Source organism: Pseudoduganella sp. R-32, assembly GCF_049913245.1.
GTDB lineage: Bacteria > Pseudomonadota > Gammaproteobacteria > Burkholderiales > Burkholderiaceae_D > Rugamonas.
Genome location: NZ_CP183987.1, coordinates 5,652,901 through 5,666,995, shown reverse-complemented (window position 1 = coordinate 5,666,995; position 14,095 = coordinate 5,652,901). Strand labels below are relative to the sequence as shown.

Sequence of the window (14,095 nt, the reverse complement as noted above, 5' to 3'; positions counted from 1 at the left end):
ACGAGAGTCTAGCGTAAAAACATCAGGGCCAGGACCAGCAAGGCCGCACCCATGGCCAGGTTGAATGCGCGTTGCTTGCGCGGGTCGTCGAGCAAGCGCCGGATCGACATGCCAAACAGGGCCCACATGAAATTGCAGGGAGCCCCTACAAGCATGCCAATGACCGACGCCTGCAGTGCATTGGCGAAGGCATTGTCCTGCGCGGGCATGAACACCGATGCCACGGTAATGGCTTTCAGCCAGCTTTTGGGATTAAGCGCCTGGAAGACGGTAGCCTGGGTGAAGGACACGGCCTTGGAAGCGCGCACACCATCCGCCGAAGCTCCGCTGAGTTTCCAGGCAAGGTAGATGAGATACAGTGAGCCCGCGACGCGCAGCACCTGTTGCGCCAATGGGTAGGTGACGAAGAGGCTTCCCAGCCCCACGCACATCAGCATGGTTTGCACGAAAACGCCGGCCTGGATGCCGAGGATGACCGGCAATGCGCCGCGACCGCCGAAATTGGCGCCCGTGATGGCGAGCATGACGTTGTTTGGCCCAGGCGTGGCCGACATGACGAGGCAATAGCTCGCCAGGGGCAGGAGGTCGATCATGGTGTGCAATCCGCAACGAAGGAATGGCACAGTCTAGGATCGCGGCACAGGGCGAACAAGACACAAGGCGGGGGGATGGGAGTCATGCTGTATCAGTCGAACGACTGCTACAGTTGGCAGCAGAAACAAAAAAGCCTCGTCCGAAGACGAGGCTTTCCTGTTCATTCTGGTAGGCCGTGCGGGGCTCGAACCTGCGACCAACGGATTAAAAGTCCGCTGCTCTACCAACTGAGCTAACGACCCGAAAGAGGCCGTATTATATACGAGGATTTTGGCGTTTGCAAAGTCCCTTTTTTTTGCGTCACCCCATGGCGGTAACCTTGAGCACTTCCTCCGCCGTGGTCACGCCTTCGCGCACCTTGAAAGCGCCGGCAATGCGCAACGGGACCATGCCTTCGGCGACCGCCTGCTTGCGCAGGGCGGTGATGTCGGTTTCTTCTTCCAGCATGGTGTTGAACGATTCGCTGGTGGTGAGCAGCTCGTAGATGCCGGTGCGGCCGCGGAAGCCGGTCTGGCGGCACTCGGGGCAGCCGACGGGGCGATATACCTTTTCCGGCTTGCCGATATCCCAGCCGCCGCTCAGGCCCTGCCAGAGATCGTCGGCCAGCTCGCCGCCTTCCTCCTTGCAGTCCACGCACAGCGTGCGCACCAGGCGCTGCGCCATGATGCCGATCAGCGTTGCTTCCAGCATGTAGTAAGGCACGCCCAGCTCCAGCAAGCGCATCACGGCCGATGGCGCATCATTGGTGTGCAGCGTGGACAGCACCAGGTGGCCGGTCAGCGCGGCCTGGATCGCCATCTCCGCAGTCTCCAGGTCGCGGATCTCGCCGACCATGATGATGTCGGGGTCTTGCCGCATCAGGGCGCGCACGCCGTCGGCGAAAGTCAGGTCGATGCCGGGCTGCACCTGCATCTGGTTGAACGAGGCTTCGACCATCTCGATCGGGTCTTCCACGGTACAGACGTTGACCTCTGGCGTCGCCAGCGTTTTCAGCGTGGTGTACAGGGTGGTGGTCTTGCCCGAGCCGGTCGGGCCGGTGACGAGGATGATGCCGTGCGGACGGTTGGTCAGCGAATCCCAGCGCTTGGCGTCTTCCGGTGGGAAGCCCAGCTCCGGCAAGGTCTTCACCACCACTTCCGGGTCGAAGATACGCATGACCAGCTTTTCGCCGAAGGCGGTCGGCAGGGTCGACAAACGCAATTCGATTTCCTGGCCGCCGGCGGTGCGGGTCTTGATACGGCCATCCTGTGGGCGGCGTTTCTCGATCACGTCCATGCGGCCCAGCAGCTTGATGCGGGCGGTCATCGCGATCATCACCACCGCCGGCACCTGGTAGACCTGGTGCAGCACGCCGTCGATCCGGAAACGGATGGTGCCGAGTTCGCGCTTGGGCTCGAGGTGGATGTCCGACGCGCGCTGTTCGAAGGCGTACTGCCACAGCCAGTCGACGATATTGATCACGTGCTGGTCGTTGGCATCGACCGTCTTGTTCATCTTGCCCAGCTCGACCAGCTGCTCGAAGTTGTTGCGCAGGGCGATGTCCTGGCCAGTATTCTTGTTGGCGTGCTTGATCGACTTGGCCAGCGAGAAGAACTGCGAGGTGTACTGGGAAATATCGAGCGGGTTCGAGATCACGCGCTTGATGACGCGGCGCGCGACCTTGGCGATTTCCCCTTCCCACTCCAGCGCGAACGGATCGGCGGTGGCCACGGTCAGCGTGTCCGGCGTGATTTCCACCGGCAGGATGTTGAAGCGCGCCGCATAGCTGGCCGACATCACGTCCGCCACCTTGGTGAAGTCGATCTTCAGCGGGTCGATGCGGTAGAAGGGCAGCTTGGCGCGCTGGGCCAGCCATTCGGTCAGCACGTCCAGCGTCAGCAGCTTGCCGCTCTTGGCCGATACCAGCTTGCAGTGCGCCACGGCGCTGAGCGGATGCATGGCGCCCGGCGTGTTGCGCAGGATGCCTTGGGCCTGCGCGTACAGCCCTTTGACTTCGGCTTTCTCGACCATTCCATCAGCCAGCAGCCAGGTGAAGATAACTTGAAGATCGAGCGCTTTTGCCATGTGTGACCTTATGCGAGTGCGGCTTTGAGTCCTTTGAGCCAGGACTTTGCGGGCAATTTTGTTTCGGCGACGATTTGCGCGGCGCGGTCGGCCAGCGCAGTCACGTCGATGTTGCGGCGAGTCTTGAAGGCGATTGCCACCACGTTCCCGTCATGGACTTCCGGCAGCGACACCACTTGCGGGAAGGCGAACTTCATCGCCTTCAGGTTCTTGGCGTAGCTTGGATGGTCGCCGAACAGGTTGATGGTCATGATGCCATCGTCATTCAGGCAGGCGGCGCAAGCCTGGTAGAACTCAGGCGTGTCGAGCACCGGGCCGCGCGCAGTGGCGTCGTAAAGGTCGACCTGCAGCGCGTCCAGCGTGCCGTGGTTGTCCGGGTTGGTGACGTAATCCATCGCATCCATCTCGACCACGTTGAGGCGGCCGTCATTGTCGGGCAGCTTGAACATGGAATAGCAGATGTTGATCACCGACGGATTCAGTTCCACCGTGGTGACTTGCGCTTCAGGGAAATGCTTGTAGCAGAACTTGGTCAGCGCGCCGGTGCCCAGGCCCAGTTGGGCGACGTGGGTCGGCGCATCGTTCCAAAGCATCCAGGCCATCATCTGTTGAGCGTACTCCAGTTCCGGCCAATCCGGCTTGCGGATGCGCATGGCGCCTTGCACCCACTCGGTGCCGAAATGCAGGTAGCGCACACCGTCCAATTCGGACAGCGTGACCGGGGCAAACTTGGGTTTTCGCGTGGCGGGACGCGAAGACTCTTCTTTTTCGATGGATTTACGTTTGATCAGCATGGCGGCATTATCCCGCGTTATCTTGCTTACAAGCAAGCGTCCAAATGAAAACTGCCGGCCATCGCTGGCCGGCAGTCCGGGGAAGGAGAGGTGGCCCCGGAACTTAATTATTCATCGGTTCAACATTTACACGCAGGCGGATACGCTGGCCCGGGTCGTGGCTCATGAAACTGGTGTAGTTACGGCCGCGGTAATCGTACTCCACGTTATAGCCGGTGGTGCGGGTTTCGAAAGAATCAACCATGCGGCACTGCTTGACGGCCTGCTCCTGCACGGCGCCCGGCTGGGCGTTCGAATTCTGGGTGCGGTCGCCGATCACGGCGCCGGCAATCGCGCCGGCAGCGGTGGCGGCGGTCTTGCCGTGGCCGGAGCCGACCTGGCTACCGACTGCCGCGCCCAGGATACCACCAAGGATACTGCCGCCGACGCCGCGTTCCTGCGGCTGCTGCACCTGGACGTACTCGGTGCGGCATTCCTGGCGCGGACGGTTGATCTGCTCGGTCACAGGCGTGACGCGGGTCACCCGGCCGTAATCCTCAAAATCGATTGCTTGGGCCTGCGCCAGCGGAACGGCGCCGAGGCTCAGGGCTGCGAAAAACAATTTAGTTTTGGCTTTCATTTTGTTTACCTCGTTTCTGTCTTTTTGGCAGTTCGCTTGGGTTTAATTGGAATTGCACGCCTAAATATTAACGCCAAGGCTTGTATCCTTGGGGGAAGTAAGGCAACAAAATGTAACCCCATGCTTTTGGGTTAATATGGTAAGTTTTTAACAAAACTTGCGTTAGGACTCACTTTCGGGTTGATTCATAGAGTACAACACGTTACCCTTATGGCGTGGAATCAGATTGACAGGGAGAAACGAAAGCTCCGGCCCCGGCGCATTGACCCGCCTACGGCTTGTACTTGATAGGTCGATTTGAGGGAAAGATGAGTTTGTTGATAACTGTGCCGCCTAATCTAGTCCAGTCTATTCGCGCCTTCCGCGTGGCAGAGCTGCAGGACGAGGCAGCGCGCCTGGGGCAGCACTTCTTGTATGCGCATTGCAATGCCGGCCTGACCAAACAGCAAGTCCTGGGCATTATTGCCGAGTCTTTCCACATCCCTAAACCGCATTCCAAGAATTTCGACGCCCTGCGCCTGACTCTGACCGAAACGATGGACAAGGCCGGCCCGCAGCCGGGCTTCCTGATCGTGCTGGAGCAGTTGCCAAACACGCAAAAGTTCGACCGCGAAGCACGCGAGTGCCTGCTGGATGTATTCCGCGATGCCGCTGATTTCTGGGCAGAAAAGAAAGTACCGTTCCGCGTCTTCTACTCTTTCGAGTAAGTTCAATTCCCCGCTTGCATAGTTTGCTGCGCAGCAGCATAATGTCGCGTTGGCTCGCCCGAGCAGGTACAATGGCGGCCATGAAAAACATCGTCATCCTCATTTCCGGACGCGGAAGCAATATGGAAGCGGTGGTCCGTGCAGCCAAGGCCGAACAATGGCCCGCCCGCATTGCCGCCGTCATCAGCAATAAGGCGGACGCCAAGGGCCTCGAATTCGCGGCCTCGCACGGCATTCCGACCGCAGTAGTCAGCAACAAGGATTACCCTAGCCGCGAAGCATTCGATGCTGCGCTGCAGGAAGTCATCGACGGCTTCAGCCCCGACCTGGTGGTGCTGGCCGGCTTCATGCGCATCCTCACGCCGGGTTTCGTCAGCCACTACGAAAACCGCATGCTGAATATCCACCCATCGCTGCTGCCGCTGTTCCCAGGATTGCGCACGCATGAGCAGGCGCTGGCATCCGGCGCGGCCACGCACGGCGCCACCGTGCACTTCGTGACTGCCGAATTGGACCACGGTCCGCTGGTGGACCAGGTATCCGTGCCTGTCCTGCCGGGCGACACCGCCGACATGCTGGCGGCGCGCGTGCTGGAACAGGAATGGATCATGTACCCGCGTGCTATCCGCTGGTTCGTTGAAGGCCGATTGAGGGTCGAAGATGGCAAGGTCGATATTGACCGCAACTGAATAGAGAAAGAATACCATGCGTTTGCCACCATACGTCCTCACCAGCGCCGAAAACGTGCTGCGTGAAATCATGCGCTTCACCGCGCCGGCCGACACCACCCTGTCGCATTTCTTCAAATCGCACCCGAAGCTGGGCGGCCGCGAGCGCGGCGCCATTGCCGAATCCGTGTACGCCGTGCTGCGTAACAAAGCCTTCTTCACCGACCGCGCCGAAGCCGGTGCCGGCGGCGCCACCATGCGCCGCCTGGTGCTGCTGGGCATGGCCGATGCCGTCGGCATCGATGCGCTGCCGGGCCTGAGCGAAGAAGAATCCGAATGGCTGAAGCGCCAGCTGGAAATCGACCGCTCGCTGCTGCACAAATCGATGCGCGCGAACATGCCGAAGTGGCTGTTCGACAAGCTGGTCGCCCAATACGGCGAAGACGAAACCCTGGCTCTGGCCGACGCGCTGAACACCCCGGCGCCGCTGGACCTGCGCGTCAACGCCATGAAGACCGACCGCGATGCCGTGGTAGCCGAACTGGCGACTGCGCCCATCGTGGCCGAGCCGACGCCATTCGCCCCGCTGGGCCTGCGCCTGAAGAAAAAGCCGGCGCTGCAAAACCTGCCGCTGTTCAAGTCCGGCGCGATCGAAGTGCAGGACGAAGGCAGCCAGCTGCTGGCCCAGATCCTCGGTGCCAAGCGCGGCGAGATGGTGGTGGACTTCTGCGCCGGCGCCGGCGGCAAGACGTTGGCCCTGGGCGCGCAGATGCGCAATACCGGCCGCCTGTATGCCTTCGACGTCTCCGAAAAGCGTTTGAGCAAGCTCAAACCGCGCCTGGCGCGTTCCGGCCTGTCGAATGTGCACCCGGTCGCCATCGCGCACGAAAAGGACGCGAAGGTCAAGCGCCTTGCAGGTAAGATCGACCGCGTGCTGGTGGACGCGCCATGCTCCGGCATGGGCACGCTGCGCCGCAATCCCGACGTGAAGTGGCGCCAGCCGGAAGGTGCGATCGCCGAGATGCACGAGAAGCAGGTTTCGATCCTGGACGGCGCCGCGCGCCTGGTCAAAGGTGGTGGCCGCCTGGTGTACGCCACCTGCTCGCTGCTGGAGGAAGAGAACGACGCCGTCGCCAAGCAGTTCATCGAAACCCATCCGGATTTCGAGCTGGTCCCGATGTCCAAAGTACTGGCGGAACAAAAGATCGCCAACCTCGAGATGGGCGACTACCTGAAGCTGCTGCCGCACAAGCACCAGACCGACGGCTTCTTCGCCGCCGTCTTCGAACGCAAGCCTATGGCCAAGCCTGCCAAGGCCGACGAAGAGTAACAGCCCAGCGACCATAAGGAGAATTCCGAACGATGCCGTTAGCGAAATTGCTGGATGATTTGCTGGGGGATCTGCGCGATCCGAGCCTGATGTGGCAGGTGGGCGCGATCGCGCTGTCTGTCTTGCTGGGCTGGACCTTGTCGCGCTTCCTGTGGCGCGGCATGAAGGCGCGTACTGCGGACAACGGTGTGGCGCGCTTTGGCCTGGAGAGCTTCGGCCGCGTCGTCGGGCCCTTGCTCATCGTGGTGCTGCTGTGGGCCTCGCAGAAAGTGCTGGGCCGGATGCATTTCCACACCAATCTGGTCAATCTGGCGCTGCCGATTTTCAGCTCGCTCGCGGTGATCCGCTTCGGCTTTTACCTGCTGCGCCGCGTGTTTTCGCGCGGCGGCGTGGTAGGCGAGGGGATGCAGAATTTCGAGAAGGCTTTCCAGCTGCTGGTGTGGCTGGCCTTCGTGTTGTATATCACCGGCTTTTACCAGGACATCTTCGACTTCCTCGACGATACGCTGATCCCGCTCGGCAAGCACAAGGTGTCGATCGCCACCATACTGCAGGCGGCGGTATCGGTCGTGGTGCTGCTGCTGTTGGCCATGTGGGCTGGCGCGGCGCTCGAAGAGAAGCTGATGAACCTGCACACCATGCATTCCAACCTGCGCGTGGTGTTCGCGCGCATGGGCCGCGCGGTGCTGATCCTGGTGGCGGTGCTGGTCAGCCTGTCGCTGGTGGGCATCGACCTGACCGTGCTGTCGGTGTTTGGCGGTGCGCTGGGTGTCGGCCTCGGTCTTGGTTTGCAGAAGATCGCCAGCAACTATGTGTCGGGCTTCATCATCCTGCTGGACCGCAGCCTGACCATCGGCAACGTGATCACGGTGGACAAGTACACCGGCCAGGTCACCCAGATCAATACCCGCTACACCGTGCTGCAGGGGACCGATGGCGTTGAATCCATCGTGCCGAACGAAATGCTGGTGTCGGGGGCGGTGCAGAATTCTTCCCTGTCCAATCCGGCCGTGGTGATCATCACGCGCGTGACGGTTGGCTATGACAGCGATGTGGACTTCGTGCTCAAGCTGATGGAAGACGCGGCCCTCAGCATCGAGCGTGTCATGAAGGACAAGCCGCCGTCCGGCATGCTGCAAGCATTCGGGGCGGATGGCCTGGAGCTGGCGCTGGCTTTCTGGATTGCTGATCCGGAAAACGGGCGTGGCGGCGTGACCTCCGATGTCAATCGGGCAATCTGGAAGTCCTTGAAAGAAAACGGGATTTCTGTACCGTTCCCGCAACGTGAGATTCGCCTGCTGGGCCCTCTGCCGCAGCAGTCTGCCTAAAAAATAATCAGTGCCCAAGGGAAATCCTTCCTCAAATCACCCTCGAATGCGCGTACAATGACGCCTATTCGGAGTCCCTTCATTTGGAGTTGTAATGGATTTAAACGCAGTTCTCGATTTCATCAGCAATGGCGTAACTGGCCTCAGTGCCTGGGCGACGGTTGGCGTGACGCTGATCCTGACCCACATCACCATCGCCAGCGTGACGATCTTCCTGCATCGCCACCAGGCGCACCGCGCATTGGAACTGCACGCGATCCCTTCGCACTTCTTCCGCTTCTGGCTGTGGCTGACCACCGGCCAGGTGACCAAGGAATGGGCTGCCATCCACCGCAAGCACCACGCCAAGTGCGATACCGAAGAAGATCCGCACAGCCCGGTCACCAAGGGCATCAAGAAAGTGTTCTGGGAAGGCGCCGAGCTGTACCGCGCTGAATCCAAGAACAAGGAAACCATGGAGAAGTATGGCCACGGCACCCCTGACGACTGGATCGAGAAGAACCTGTACTCGCGCTTCAGCTGGCAGGGCGTGGCGCTGATGCTGATCATCGACTTCATCCTGTTCGGCGCCAAGGGCATTACCGTGTGGGCCGTGCAGATGCTGTGGATTCCTGTGACTGCAGCCGGCATCATCAACGGCATCGGCCACTGGTGGGGCTACCGCAATTACGACTGCTCCGATGCCGCGACCAACATCATCCCTTGGGGCATCATCATCGGCGGCGAAGAACTTCACAACAACCACCACACCTATGCGACTTCGGCCAAGCTGTCGTCCAAGTGGTATGAGTTCGACATCGGCTGGGGCTATATCCGCGCCATGGAAATGATCGGCATGGCCAAAGTGAAGAAGATGCCGCCGAAGCCCAAGTTCGACACCGCCAAGGTGAAGGCCGACTTCGAAACCCTGCAGTCCGTGATCGCCAACCGCTACGACGTGATGGCCAAGTACGCCAAGTCCGTCAAGCACGCCTGGAAGGAAGAACTGGCGCAGCTGAAGGACAAATCGCAGCTGGAATCGCGCTTCCTGAAGTCATCGCGCAAGCTGCTGCAGCGCGAGCCAGGCAAGCTGGAAGCCCCGCAGAAGCAGCAACTGGTGGAACTGTTCCAGCACTCGAAGGCGCTGGAAACCATGCACAATATGCGCGTGGAACTGGGCATGCTGTGGGAGCGTTCGCACTTCACCCGCGATGAGCTGGTGCAGAAGCTGCAAGACTGGTGCGAGCGTGCGGAGGCGTCGGGCATCAAGTCCCTGCAGGAATTCTCGATGCGCCTGCGCAGCTACGCGTAAGCCTGATCGACCCTTGCGACAAGACGGCCCTGCGGGGCCGTTTTGTTTTTGAGGAAAACCAAAGACCCCGGACGGAAGCGCAATTCGTGTTGGCGTGATCCCTGCCTTGCAGGTATGCTGTTGCCTTTCGGAAATTAATTCTATGGAGGCAGTTTTGAAACGCTTAATTTTGCCGCTGGCGTTAATGCTGGCCGGAAGTGCGCATGCGGCAGCGAACTGGCAAATCAAGCCGGAGGGCCTGGGTCCCTACAAGGTCGGCGCACGTTATGAAAACCTGGGCAAGACCTTTGGCGGCCTGGAAGCGGACTCGATGATCACGGAAGACAAGGTATGCCGCGTGGCGCGCTCCAAGCGTTACCCGAAAGTGGAAGTGACTTTTGTGAAGAAAGTGCTCGTTCGGGTCGACGTATCAGGGGGTTTTGGCGCCGATCGTGGCGTGCGGATCGGCGATCCGGTTTCCAAGCTGCAGCGGGTCTATGGCGACGCGGTCAGGCCGCATCCCCAGCATGCCGACTGGCTGATGGTGGAAACAGGCGACCGTGAGCTGGCTGTCCGCTACATCACGCTGGATGGGAAAGTGAAAGCGATCCACGCTGGAAAACGTCTCCAACTTCAGACAGAAGGTGGTTGTGACAAGTAAATAATGTTGCGAAAGAGTATTTACCAAAGAGATAATAAGTATTTTCACAACTTCTCTGAGGAAATATGAAATCTTTCGCTTCGCTGGGTTTGATGGTTGTTGCTGTTGCTGCATTGTCGGGTTGCGCCATGACGGCACCCAATTACACTCCCTCCATGGACAACGTCGCTACCCTGAACAATATGGGCGATGTGAAGGCCAAGGTCGGTGAATTCAGTGCGCCAGCCGGCACGGATACCCCGGTCACCCTGTCGATCCGCGGCAGTTCTATGTCCTCGCCGGTTGGCGGCAATTATGGCGCTTACGTAGCCGAAGCGCTGCGCCAGGAACTGTCCCTGGCCAACAAGCTGGTGGTTGGCTCCGACACCCTGGTGACCGGCAAACTCGAAAAGAATGCGCTGGATGCCTCCGGCTTCAGCACCGGTACCGCAAGTATTTCGGCCCGCTTTGTTGTCAGCAAGGGTGGCGTCTCCGTCTATGAAAGCGTGAAGACGGTCGATAACTCCTGGGAGTCGTCCTTCATCGGCGCCACGGCCATCCCAGCCGCAGTCACCGGTTACCACAATACCGTGCAAAAGCTGTTGGCTTCGCTGTATGCGGACCCTGAGTTCGTCAAAGCCATCAAGTAAAGAGAGCGGACCATGAAAAGTCTTAAGTTCGCATTCCTGCTGGCGGCGGCCGCGATCCTGACCGGTTGCGCGCACCCGGTAATGATTTCTCCCAAGCTCGATCAGATCGCCTTGCCAGCCGATGCCAAGCCGAAGAGCCAGGCCAAGGTGGCCTACTTTATCCCGGCCGACTTGCTGGCGCAGGAGGTCGTGACTCCGGGCGGCGGCGGCGACAAGGTCACCTCTTATCCATACCGCGACCTGGAGACCAGCTTCTACAAGATGCTGAGCAATGTGTTCGATGGCGCCATCAAGGTGAAAAGCGCCGATGATCGCGAGGCCATGGCAGCCAAAGGGATCAGCTACCTGATCACGCCGACCATTACGGTCAGCTCCGATTCGTCCAGCGCCTTCACCTGGCCGCCGACCGACTATACCGTCAACCTGCAATGCGAAATCAAGGACAAGAACGGCAAGCTGGTCGATACCAGGAAGGCGACCGGCAATGGCCAGGCCACATTCAGCGAATTCAAGGCAGATGTCGGACTGTCCGGAAAGCGCGCGGCCGAAGCTGCCATGCTGAAGATGCAGAACGAATTGCTCAATGCGCAATTGCCAGCGCTTAACTGAGCTGCTGCAGCCATAAAAAAACCGCCCCGAGGGGCGGTTTTTTGTTCGAACCGAAGATCGATTACTTGATCTTGGTTTCCTTGTACATCACGTGCTTGCGTGCTTTAGGATCGAACTTCATGATTTCCATTTTGGAAGGCATGGTGCGCTTGTTCTTGGTCGTGGTGTAGAAGTGACCAGTACCAGCGGTCGATTCCAGCTTGATCTTGTCGCGGCCAGTTTTTGCCATGATTCAGCTCCCTATTAAACTTTCTCGCCACGTGCACGCATGTCGGCCAGGACGGCGTCGATGCCGACCTTGTCGATTACGCGCAGACCGGCGTTAGACAGACGCAGGGAGACCCAGCGGTTTTCAGATTCAACAAAAATACGACGGTTCTGCAGGTTTGGCAGGAAACGACGCTTGGTTTTGTTGTTTGCGTGGGAAACATTGTTGCCGACCATCGGCTTCTTCCCAGTAACTTGGCAAACACGTGCCATGGCACACTCCTTGAATTACTTCCGAAATTGGAAAAACAAGAGTATATGGAAATTTCTCAAGATTTTCAAGCACTTGCGAAAAACAATTGTGTCACATTAAAACGCAAAATTTAACAATTAGATTTGACCATGTTCTGCGAAGGAATGCACTTGGTGCCCGGCAACGACAAAGTGGTCAAGAATCCGTATATCCACCAATGCCAAAGCCTGCACCAGCGCCCGTGTCAGCAGCACGTCCGACTCGCTCGGGGCGGGCGACCCTGAAGGGTGGTTATGGGCCAGCATGACGGCTGCGGCATTGCGGGCCAGCGCTTCCCGCACCACCTCGCGTGGATAGACGCTGGTATGCGTGAGCGTGCCGCGAAACAATTCGCAGGCTTCGATCAGGCGGTTTTTGACGTCCAGGAACAGGACGTGGAAGGATTCATAAGGCTGGCCTGCCAGCGAGAGGCGCAGGAAGTCTTTCACGGCATGCGGCGAGGAAAGCTCTTCGCCGGCACTCATTTCCTCGGAGATCGCGCGGCGTGCCAGTTCGACAACAGCCTGCAGTTGGGCGTACTTGGCGGCGCCCAGGCCCGGCATGGCCGTGAAGTCGGCGCGGCTGGCGTGGATCAGGGCGCGCAGGGAGCCGAAGCGCCCCAGCAGGTCGGTCGCCAGCGCCACCGCATCCTTGCCGGGAATGCCCACCCGCAGGAAGATCGCCAGGAGCTCGGCGTCGGACAGGGCCTGCGGCCCGGCTTTTAACAATCGCTCGCGCGGGCGCAGTTGTTCGGGCCAGTCGGAAATTGCCATGGTCACCTCCGTCGCCCATTATCTGGCGCGGGAGGAGGGGGCAATTTGCGCTGGGTCAGGTTTTGCGCAGGTCTAGGGGCGGGCCGCAGCGCCGTGCGCCGCCCGATGGCTTACAATAGAGGTTTGCCCGTCACCAGAGTTGTTTCCATGTCTAACGTTGTCACTGCTTCGGCTTACCTCACCCTGCATTACCGCCTTGCCTCCCTGGATGGCGCCAATATCGTTTCCACCTTCGAAGGCAACCCTGCCACGTTGATGCTGGGCCAGGGCCAGTTGGCGCCTAACCTGGAAGCGCTGCTGATCGGCCTGCCTGAAGGCACGCACAAGGTGTTCGAACTGGCGCCGGGCGAAGGCTTCGGCCCGCGCAACCCGGACCTGGTGCAGGCCGTGTCCCGTGCTACGCTGGAAGAAAATTCCGATCCGGACAATGAATACAAGATTGGCGACCTGGTCGACTTCAACGCGCCCAAAGGCGGCCGCTTTGCCGGCGTGCTGCGCGAACTGCGCGACGACGTTGCCATCTTCGACTTCAACCACCCGCTGGCTGGCCAGCCGGTGAAGTTTGAAGTGAACCTTATCTCTGTGCTGTAAAAGAACATGGACAAAGAAATCCTCCTCGCCCAGCCGCGCGGCTTCTGCGCCGGCGTTGACCGCGCCATCGAGATCGTCGAGCGCGCGCTGCAGCAGTTTGGCGCGCCGATCTACGTGCGCCACGAAATCGTGCACAACGCCTATGTGGTGGAAGACCTGCGCGCCAAGGGCGCCATCTTCATCGAAGAACTGGACGATGTCCCGGCCGGCAATACCCTGGTGTTCTCGGCGCACGGCGTGTCGAAAGCCGTGCGTGCCGAAGCGGAATCGCGCGGCCTGTCGATCTTCGATGCCACCTGTCCGCTGGTGACCAAGGTGCACGTGGAAGTGGCCAAGATGCGCAAGCAGGGCTGCGAGATCATCATGATCGGCCACGACGGCCATCCTGAAGTCGAAGGCACCATGGGCCAGACCGACGAGGGCATGTACCTGGTCGAAACCGTGGAAGATGTGGCCGGCCTGCAGGTCAAGAATCCGGACCAGGTGGCCTATGTGTCGCAAACGACACTTTCCGTGGATGATACGGCACAAATCATCGAAGCCCTCAAGGCAAAATACCCGAATATTATTGAGCCGAAAAAAGGCGACATCTGCTACGCCACCACCAACCGCCAGGAAGCCGTGAAATTCATGGCGCCGCAGGTGGAAGTGGTGATTGTCGTGGGCTCGCCAAACAGCTCCAATTCGAACCGCCTGCGCGAAGTAGCGGAGAAGAAGGGCACCCCGGCCTATATGGTGGACAACGCGGCCCAGATCGATCCGGCCTGGCTGGAAGGCAAGCTGCGCGTCGGCGTTACCGCAGGTGCTTCGGCGCCGGAAGTGCTGGTTGATGCGGTCATCAACCGCCTGAAGGAACTGGGCGCGAAAAGCGTGCGTACCCTGGAGGGCGTCGAGGAAGCTGTGACTTTCCCGCTACCAAAAGGGCTTGAAGGACGCAGCGCATAAAATTTAATTTAGAA

At 59.7% G+C, this 14,095-nt stretch carries 17 protein-coding genes and 1 tRNA gene; 10 read left to right on the top strand and 8 right to left on the bottom strand.

Annotated elements, in window-relative coordinates; translation table 11 throughout:
- Positions 1-8 precede the first annotated feature (8 nt).
- The 5 genes from ACN9MU_RS25915 to ACN9MU_RS25895 all read right to left on the bottom strand — a co-directional run bounded on the left by ACN9MU_RS25915 (position 9) and on the right by ACN9MU_RS25895 (position 4,071).
- Positions 9-593 carry a LysE family translocator gene (locus tag ACN9MU_RS25915; protein WP_426319019.1) on the bottom strand — a complete coding sequence of 195 codons (585 nt, stop codon included), beginning with the start codon at positions 591-593 and terminating at the stop codon, positions 9-11.
- Positions 594-760: 167 nt separating this feature from the next.
- A tRNA-Lys gene (locus ACN9MU_RS25910) sits at positions 761-836 on the bottom strand.
- Between the two features lie 58 nt (positions 837-894).
- Positions 895-2,658: a GspE/PulE family protein gene (locus tag ACN9MU_RS25905; RefSeq protein WP_426164004.1), complete on the bottom strand. Its 1,764-nt coding sequence runs from the start codon at positions 2,656-2,658 to the stop codon at positions 895-897.
- 8 nt (positions 2,659-2,666) lie between these two features.
- Positions 2,667-3,452 (bottom strand): spermidine synthase, encoded by a 786-nt coding sequence (locus tag ACN9MU_RS25900; RefSeq protein ID WP_426319018.1) that lies wholly within the window; start codon positions 3,450-3,452, stop codon positions 2,667-2,669.
- Between the two features lie 103 nt (positions 3,453-3,555).
- Positions 3,556-4,071 (bottom strand): glycine zipper 2TM domain-containing protein, encoded by a 516-nt coding sequence (locus ACN9MU_RS25895; protein ID WP_426164000.1) that lies wholly within the window; start codon positions 4,069-4,071, stop codon positions 3,556-3,558.
- A gap of 308 nt (positions 4,072-4,379) precedes the next feature.
- On the opposite strand from ACN9MU_RS25895, the gene ACN9MU_RS25890 reads away from it, so the two are divergent.
- The 8 genes from ACN9MU_RS25890 to ACN9MU_RS25855 all read left to right on the top strand — a co-directional run bounded on the left by ACN9MU_RS25890 (position 4,380) and on the right by ACN9MU_RS25855 (position 11,273).
- Entirely contained in the window at positions 4,380-4,778 is a 399-nt protein-coding gene (locus ACN9MU_RS25890) for a barstar family protein (RefSeq protein WP_426163998.1), read from the top strand.
- An 80-nt stretch (positions 4,779-4,858) separates the two neighbouring features.
- Entirely contained in the window at positions 4,859-5,467 is a 609-nt protein-coding gene (gene purN / locus ACN9MU_RS25885) for a phosphoribosylglycinamide formyltransferase (RefSeq protein WP_426323854.1), read from the top strand.
- A 16-nt stretch (positions 5,468-5,483) separates the two neighbouring features.
- Positions 5,484-6,776: an RsmB/NOP family class I SAM-dependent RNA methyltransferase gene (locus tag ACN9MU_RS25880; protein WP_426319017.1), complete on the top strand. Its 1,293-nt coding sequence runs from the start codon at positions 5,484-5,486 to the stop codon at positions 6,774-6,776.
- 32 nt (positions 6,777-6,808) lie between these two features.
- Positions 6,809-8,104 (top strand): mechanosensitive ion channel family protein, encoded by a 1,296-nt coding sequence (locus ACN9MU_RS25875; protein WP_426163994.1) that lies wholly within the window; start codon positions 6,809-6,811, stop codon positions 8,102-8,104.
- 94 nt (positions 8,105-8,198) lie between these two features.
- Positions 8,199-9,395, top strand: coding sequence for a DesA family fatty acid desaturase (locus tag ACN9MU_RS25870; protein ID WP_426319016.1), 1,197 nt, complete (start codon positions 8,199-8,201; stop codon positions 9,393-9,395).
- Between the two features lie 154 nt (positions 9,396-9,549).
- Positions 9,550-10,035: a hypothetical protein gene (locus ACN9MU_RS25865; RefSeq protein ID WP_426163989.1), complete on the top strand. Its 486-nt coding sequence runs from the start codon at positions 9,550-9,552 to the stop codon at positions 10,033-10,035.
- A gap of 65 nt (positions 10,036-10,100) precedes the next feature.
- Positions 10,101-10,664, top strand: a complete 564-nt coding sequence (locus tag ACN9MU_RS25860) for a hypothetical protein (RefSeq protein WP_426163987.1) — start codon at positions 10,101-10,103, stop codon at positions 10,662-10,664.
- Between the two features lie 12 nt (positions 10,665-10,676).
- Positions 10,677-11,273 (top strand): hypothetical protein, encoded by a 597-nt coding sequence (locus ACN9MU_RS25855; RefSeq protein WP_426319015.1) that lies wholly within the window; start codon positions 10,677-10,679, stop codon positions 11,271-11,273.
- Positions 11,274-11,334: 61 nt separating this feature from the next.
- On the opposite strand, the gene rpmG is transcribed toward ACN9MU_RS25855, so the two are convergent.
- The 3 genes from rpmG to radC all read right to left on the bottom strand — a co-directional run bounded on the left by rpmG (position 11,335) and on the right by radC (position 12,545).
- A complete protein-coding gene (gene rpmG, locus ACN9MU_RS25850; protein ID WP_028101815.1) occupies positions 11,335-11,505 on the bottom strand; it encodes a 50S ribosomal protein L33 in 171 nt (56 codons plus the stop codon).
- Positions 11,506-11,516: 11 nt separating this feature from the next.
- On the bottom strand, positions 11,517-11,753 hold the full coding sequence (gene rpmB, locus ACN9MU_RS25845) for a 50S ribosomal protein L28 (protein ID WP_008451488.1): 237 nt from the start codon (positions 11,751-11,753) through the stop codon (positions 11,517-11,519).
- 117 nt (positions 11,754-11,870) lie between these two features.
- On the bottom strand, positions 11,871-12,545 hold the full coding sequence (radC, locus tag ACN9MU_RS25840; RefSeq protein WP_426163980.1) for a RadC family protein: 675 nt from the start codon (positions 12,543-12,545) through the stop codon (positions 11,871-11,873).
- A gap of 147 nt (positions 12,546-12,692) precedes the next feature.
- Here radC and ACN9MU_RS25835 point away from each other — a divergent pair, with 147 nt between their 5' ends.
- Both ACN9MU_RS25835 and ispH read left to right on the top strand, forming a co-directional pair.
- A complete protein-coding gene (locus tag ACN9MU_RS25835) occupies positions 12,693-13,136 on the top strand; it encodes an FKBP-type peptidyl-prolyl cis-trans isomerase (protein ID WP_426163978.1) in 444 nt (147 codons plus the stop codon).
- 6 nt (positions 13,137-13,142) lie between these two features.
- Positions 13,143-14,081 carry a 4-hydroxy-3-methylbut-2-enyl diphosphate reductase gene (gene ispH / locus ACN9MU_RS25830; RefSeq protein WP_426163976.1) on the top strand — a complete coding sequence of 313 codons (939 nt, stop codon included), beginning with the start codon at positions 13,143-13,145 and terminating at the stop codon, positions 14,079-14,081.
- Positions 14,082-14,095 lie beyond the last annotated feature (14 nt).

Bases quoted from the DNA above. Each gene is read 5' to 3' on its own strand.
- rpmB (WP_008451488.1), bottom strand. From the start codon at position 11,753: ATGGCACGTGTTTGCCAAGTTACTGGGAAGAAGCCGATGGTCGGCAAC.
- purN (WP_426323854.1), top strand. From the start codon at position 4,859: ATGAAAAACATCGTCATCCTCATTTCCGGACGCGGAAGCAATATGGAA.
- ACN9MU_RS25835 (WP_426163978.1), top strand. From the start codon at position 12,693: ATGTCTAACGTTGTCACTGCTTCGGCTTACCTCACCCTGCATTACCGC.
- ACN9MU_RS25900 (WP_426319018.1), bottom strand. From the start codon at position 3,452: ATGCTGATCAAACGTAAATCCATCGAAAAAGAAGAGTCTTCGCGTCCC.
- radC (WP_426163980.1), bottom strand. From the start codon at position 12,545: ATGGCAATTTCCGACTGGCCCGAACAACTGCGCCCGCGCGAGCGATTG.
- ACN9MU_RS25915 (WP_426319019.1), bottom strand. From the start codon at position 593: ATGATCGACCTCCTGCCCCTGGCGAGCTATTGCCTCGTCATGTCGGCC.
- ACN9MU_RS25855 (WP_426319015.1), top strand. From the start codon at position 10,677: ATGAAAAGTCTTAAGTTCGCATTCCTGCTGGCGGCGGCCGCGATCCTG.
- ACN9MU_RS25895 (WP_426164000.1), bottom strand. From the start codon at position 4,071: ATGAAAGCCAAAACTAAATTGTTTTTCGCAGCCCTGAGCCTCGGCGCC.
- ispH (WP_426163976.1), top strand. From the start codon at position 13,143: ATGGACAAAGAAATCCTCCTCGCCCAGCCGCGCGGCTTCTGCGCCGGC.
- ACN9MU_RS25860 (WP_426163987.1), top strand. From the start codon at position 10,101: ATGAAATCTTTCGCTTCGCTGGGTTTGATGGTTGTTGCTGTTGCTGCA.
- ACN9MU_RS25880 (WP_426319017.1), top strand. From the start codon at position 5,484: ATGCGTTTGCCACCATACGTCCTCACCAGCGCCGAAAACGTGCTGCGT.
- ACN9MU_RS25890 (WP_426163998.1), top strand. From the start codon at position 4,380: ATGAGTTTGTTGATAACTGTGCCGCCTAATCTAGTCCAGTCTATTCGC.
- ACN9MU_RS25870 (WP_426319016.1), top strand. From the start codon at position 8,199: ATGGATTTAAACGCAGTTCTCGATTTCATCAGCAATGGCGTAACTGGC.
- ACN9MU_RS25905 (WP_426164004.1), bottom strand. From the start codon at position 2,658: ATGGCAAAAGCGCTCGATCTTCAAGTTATCTTCACCTGGCTGCTGGCT.
- ACN9MU_RS25875 (WP_426163994.1), top strand. From the start codon at position 6,809: ATGCCGTTAGCGAAATTGCTGGATGATTTGCTGGGGGATCTGCGCGAT.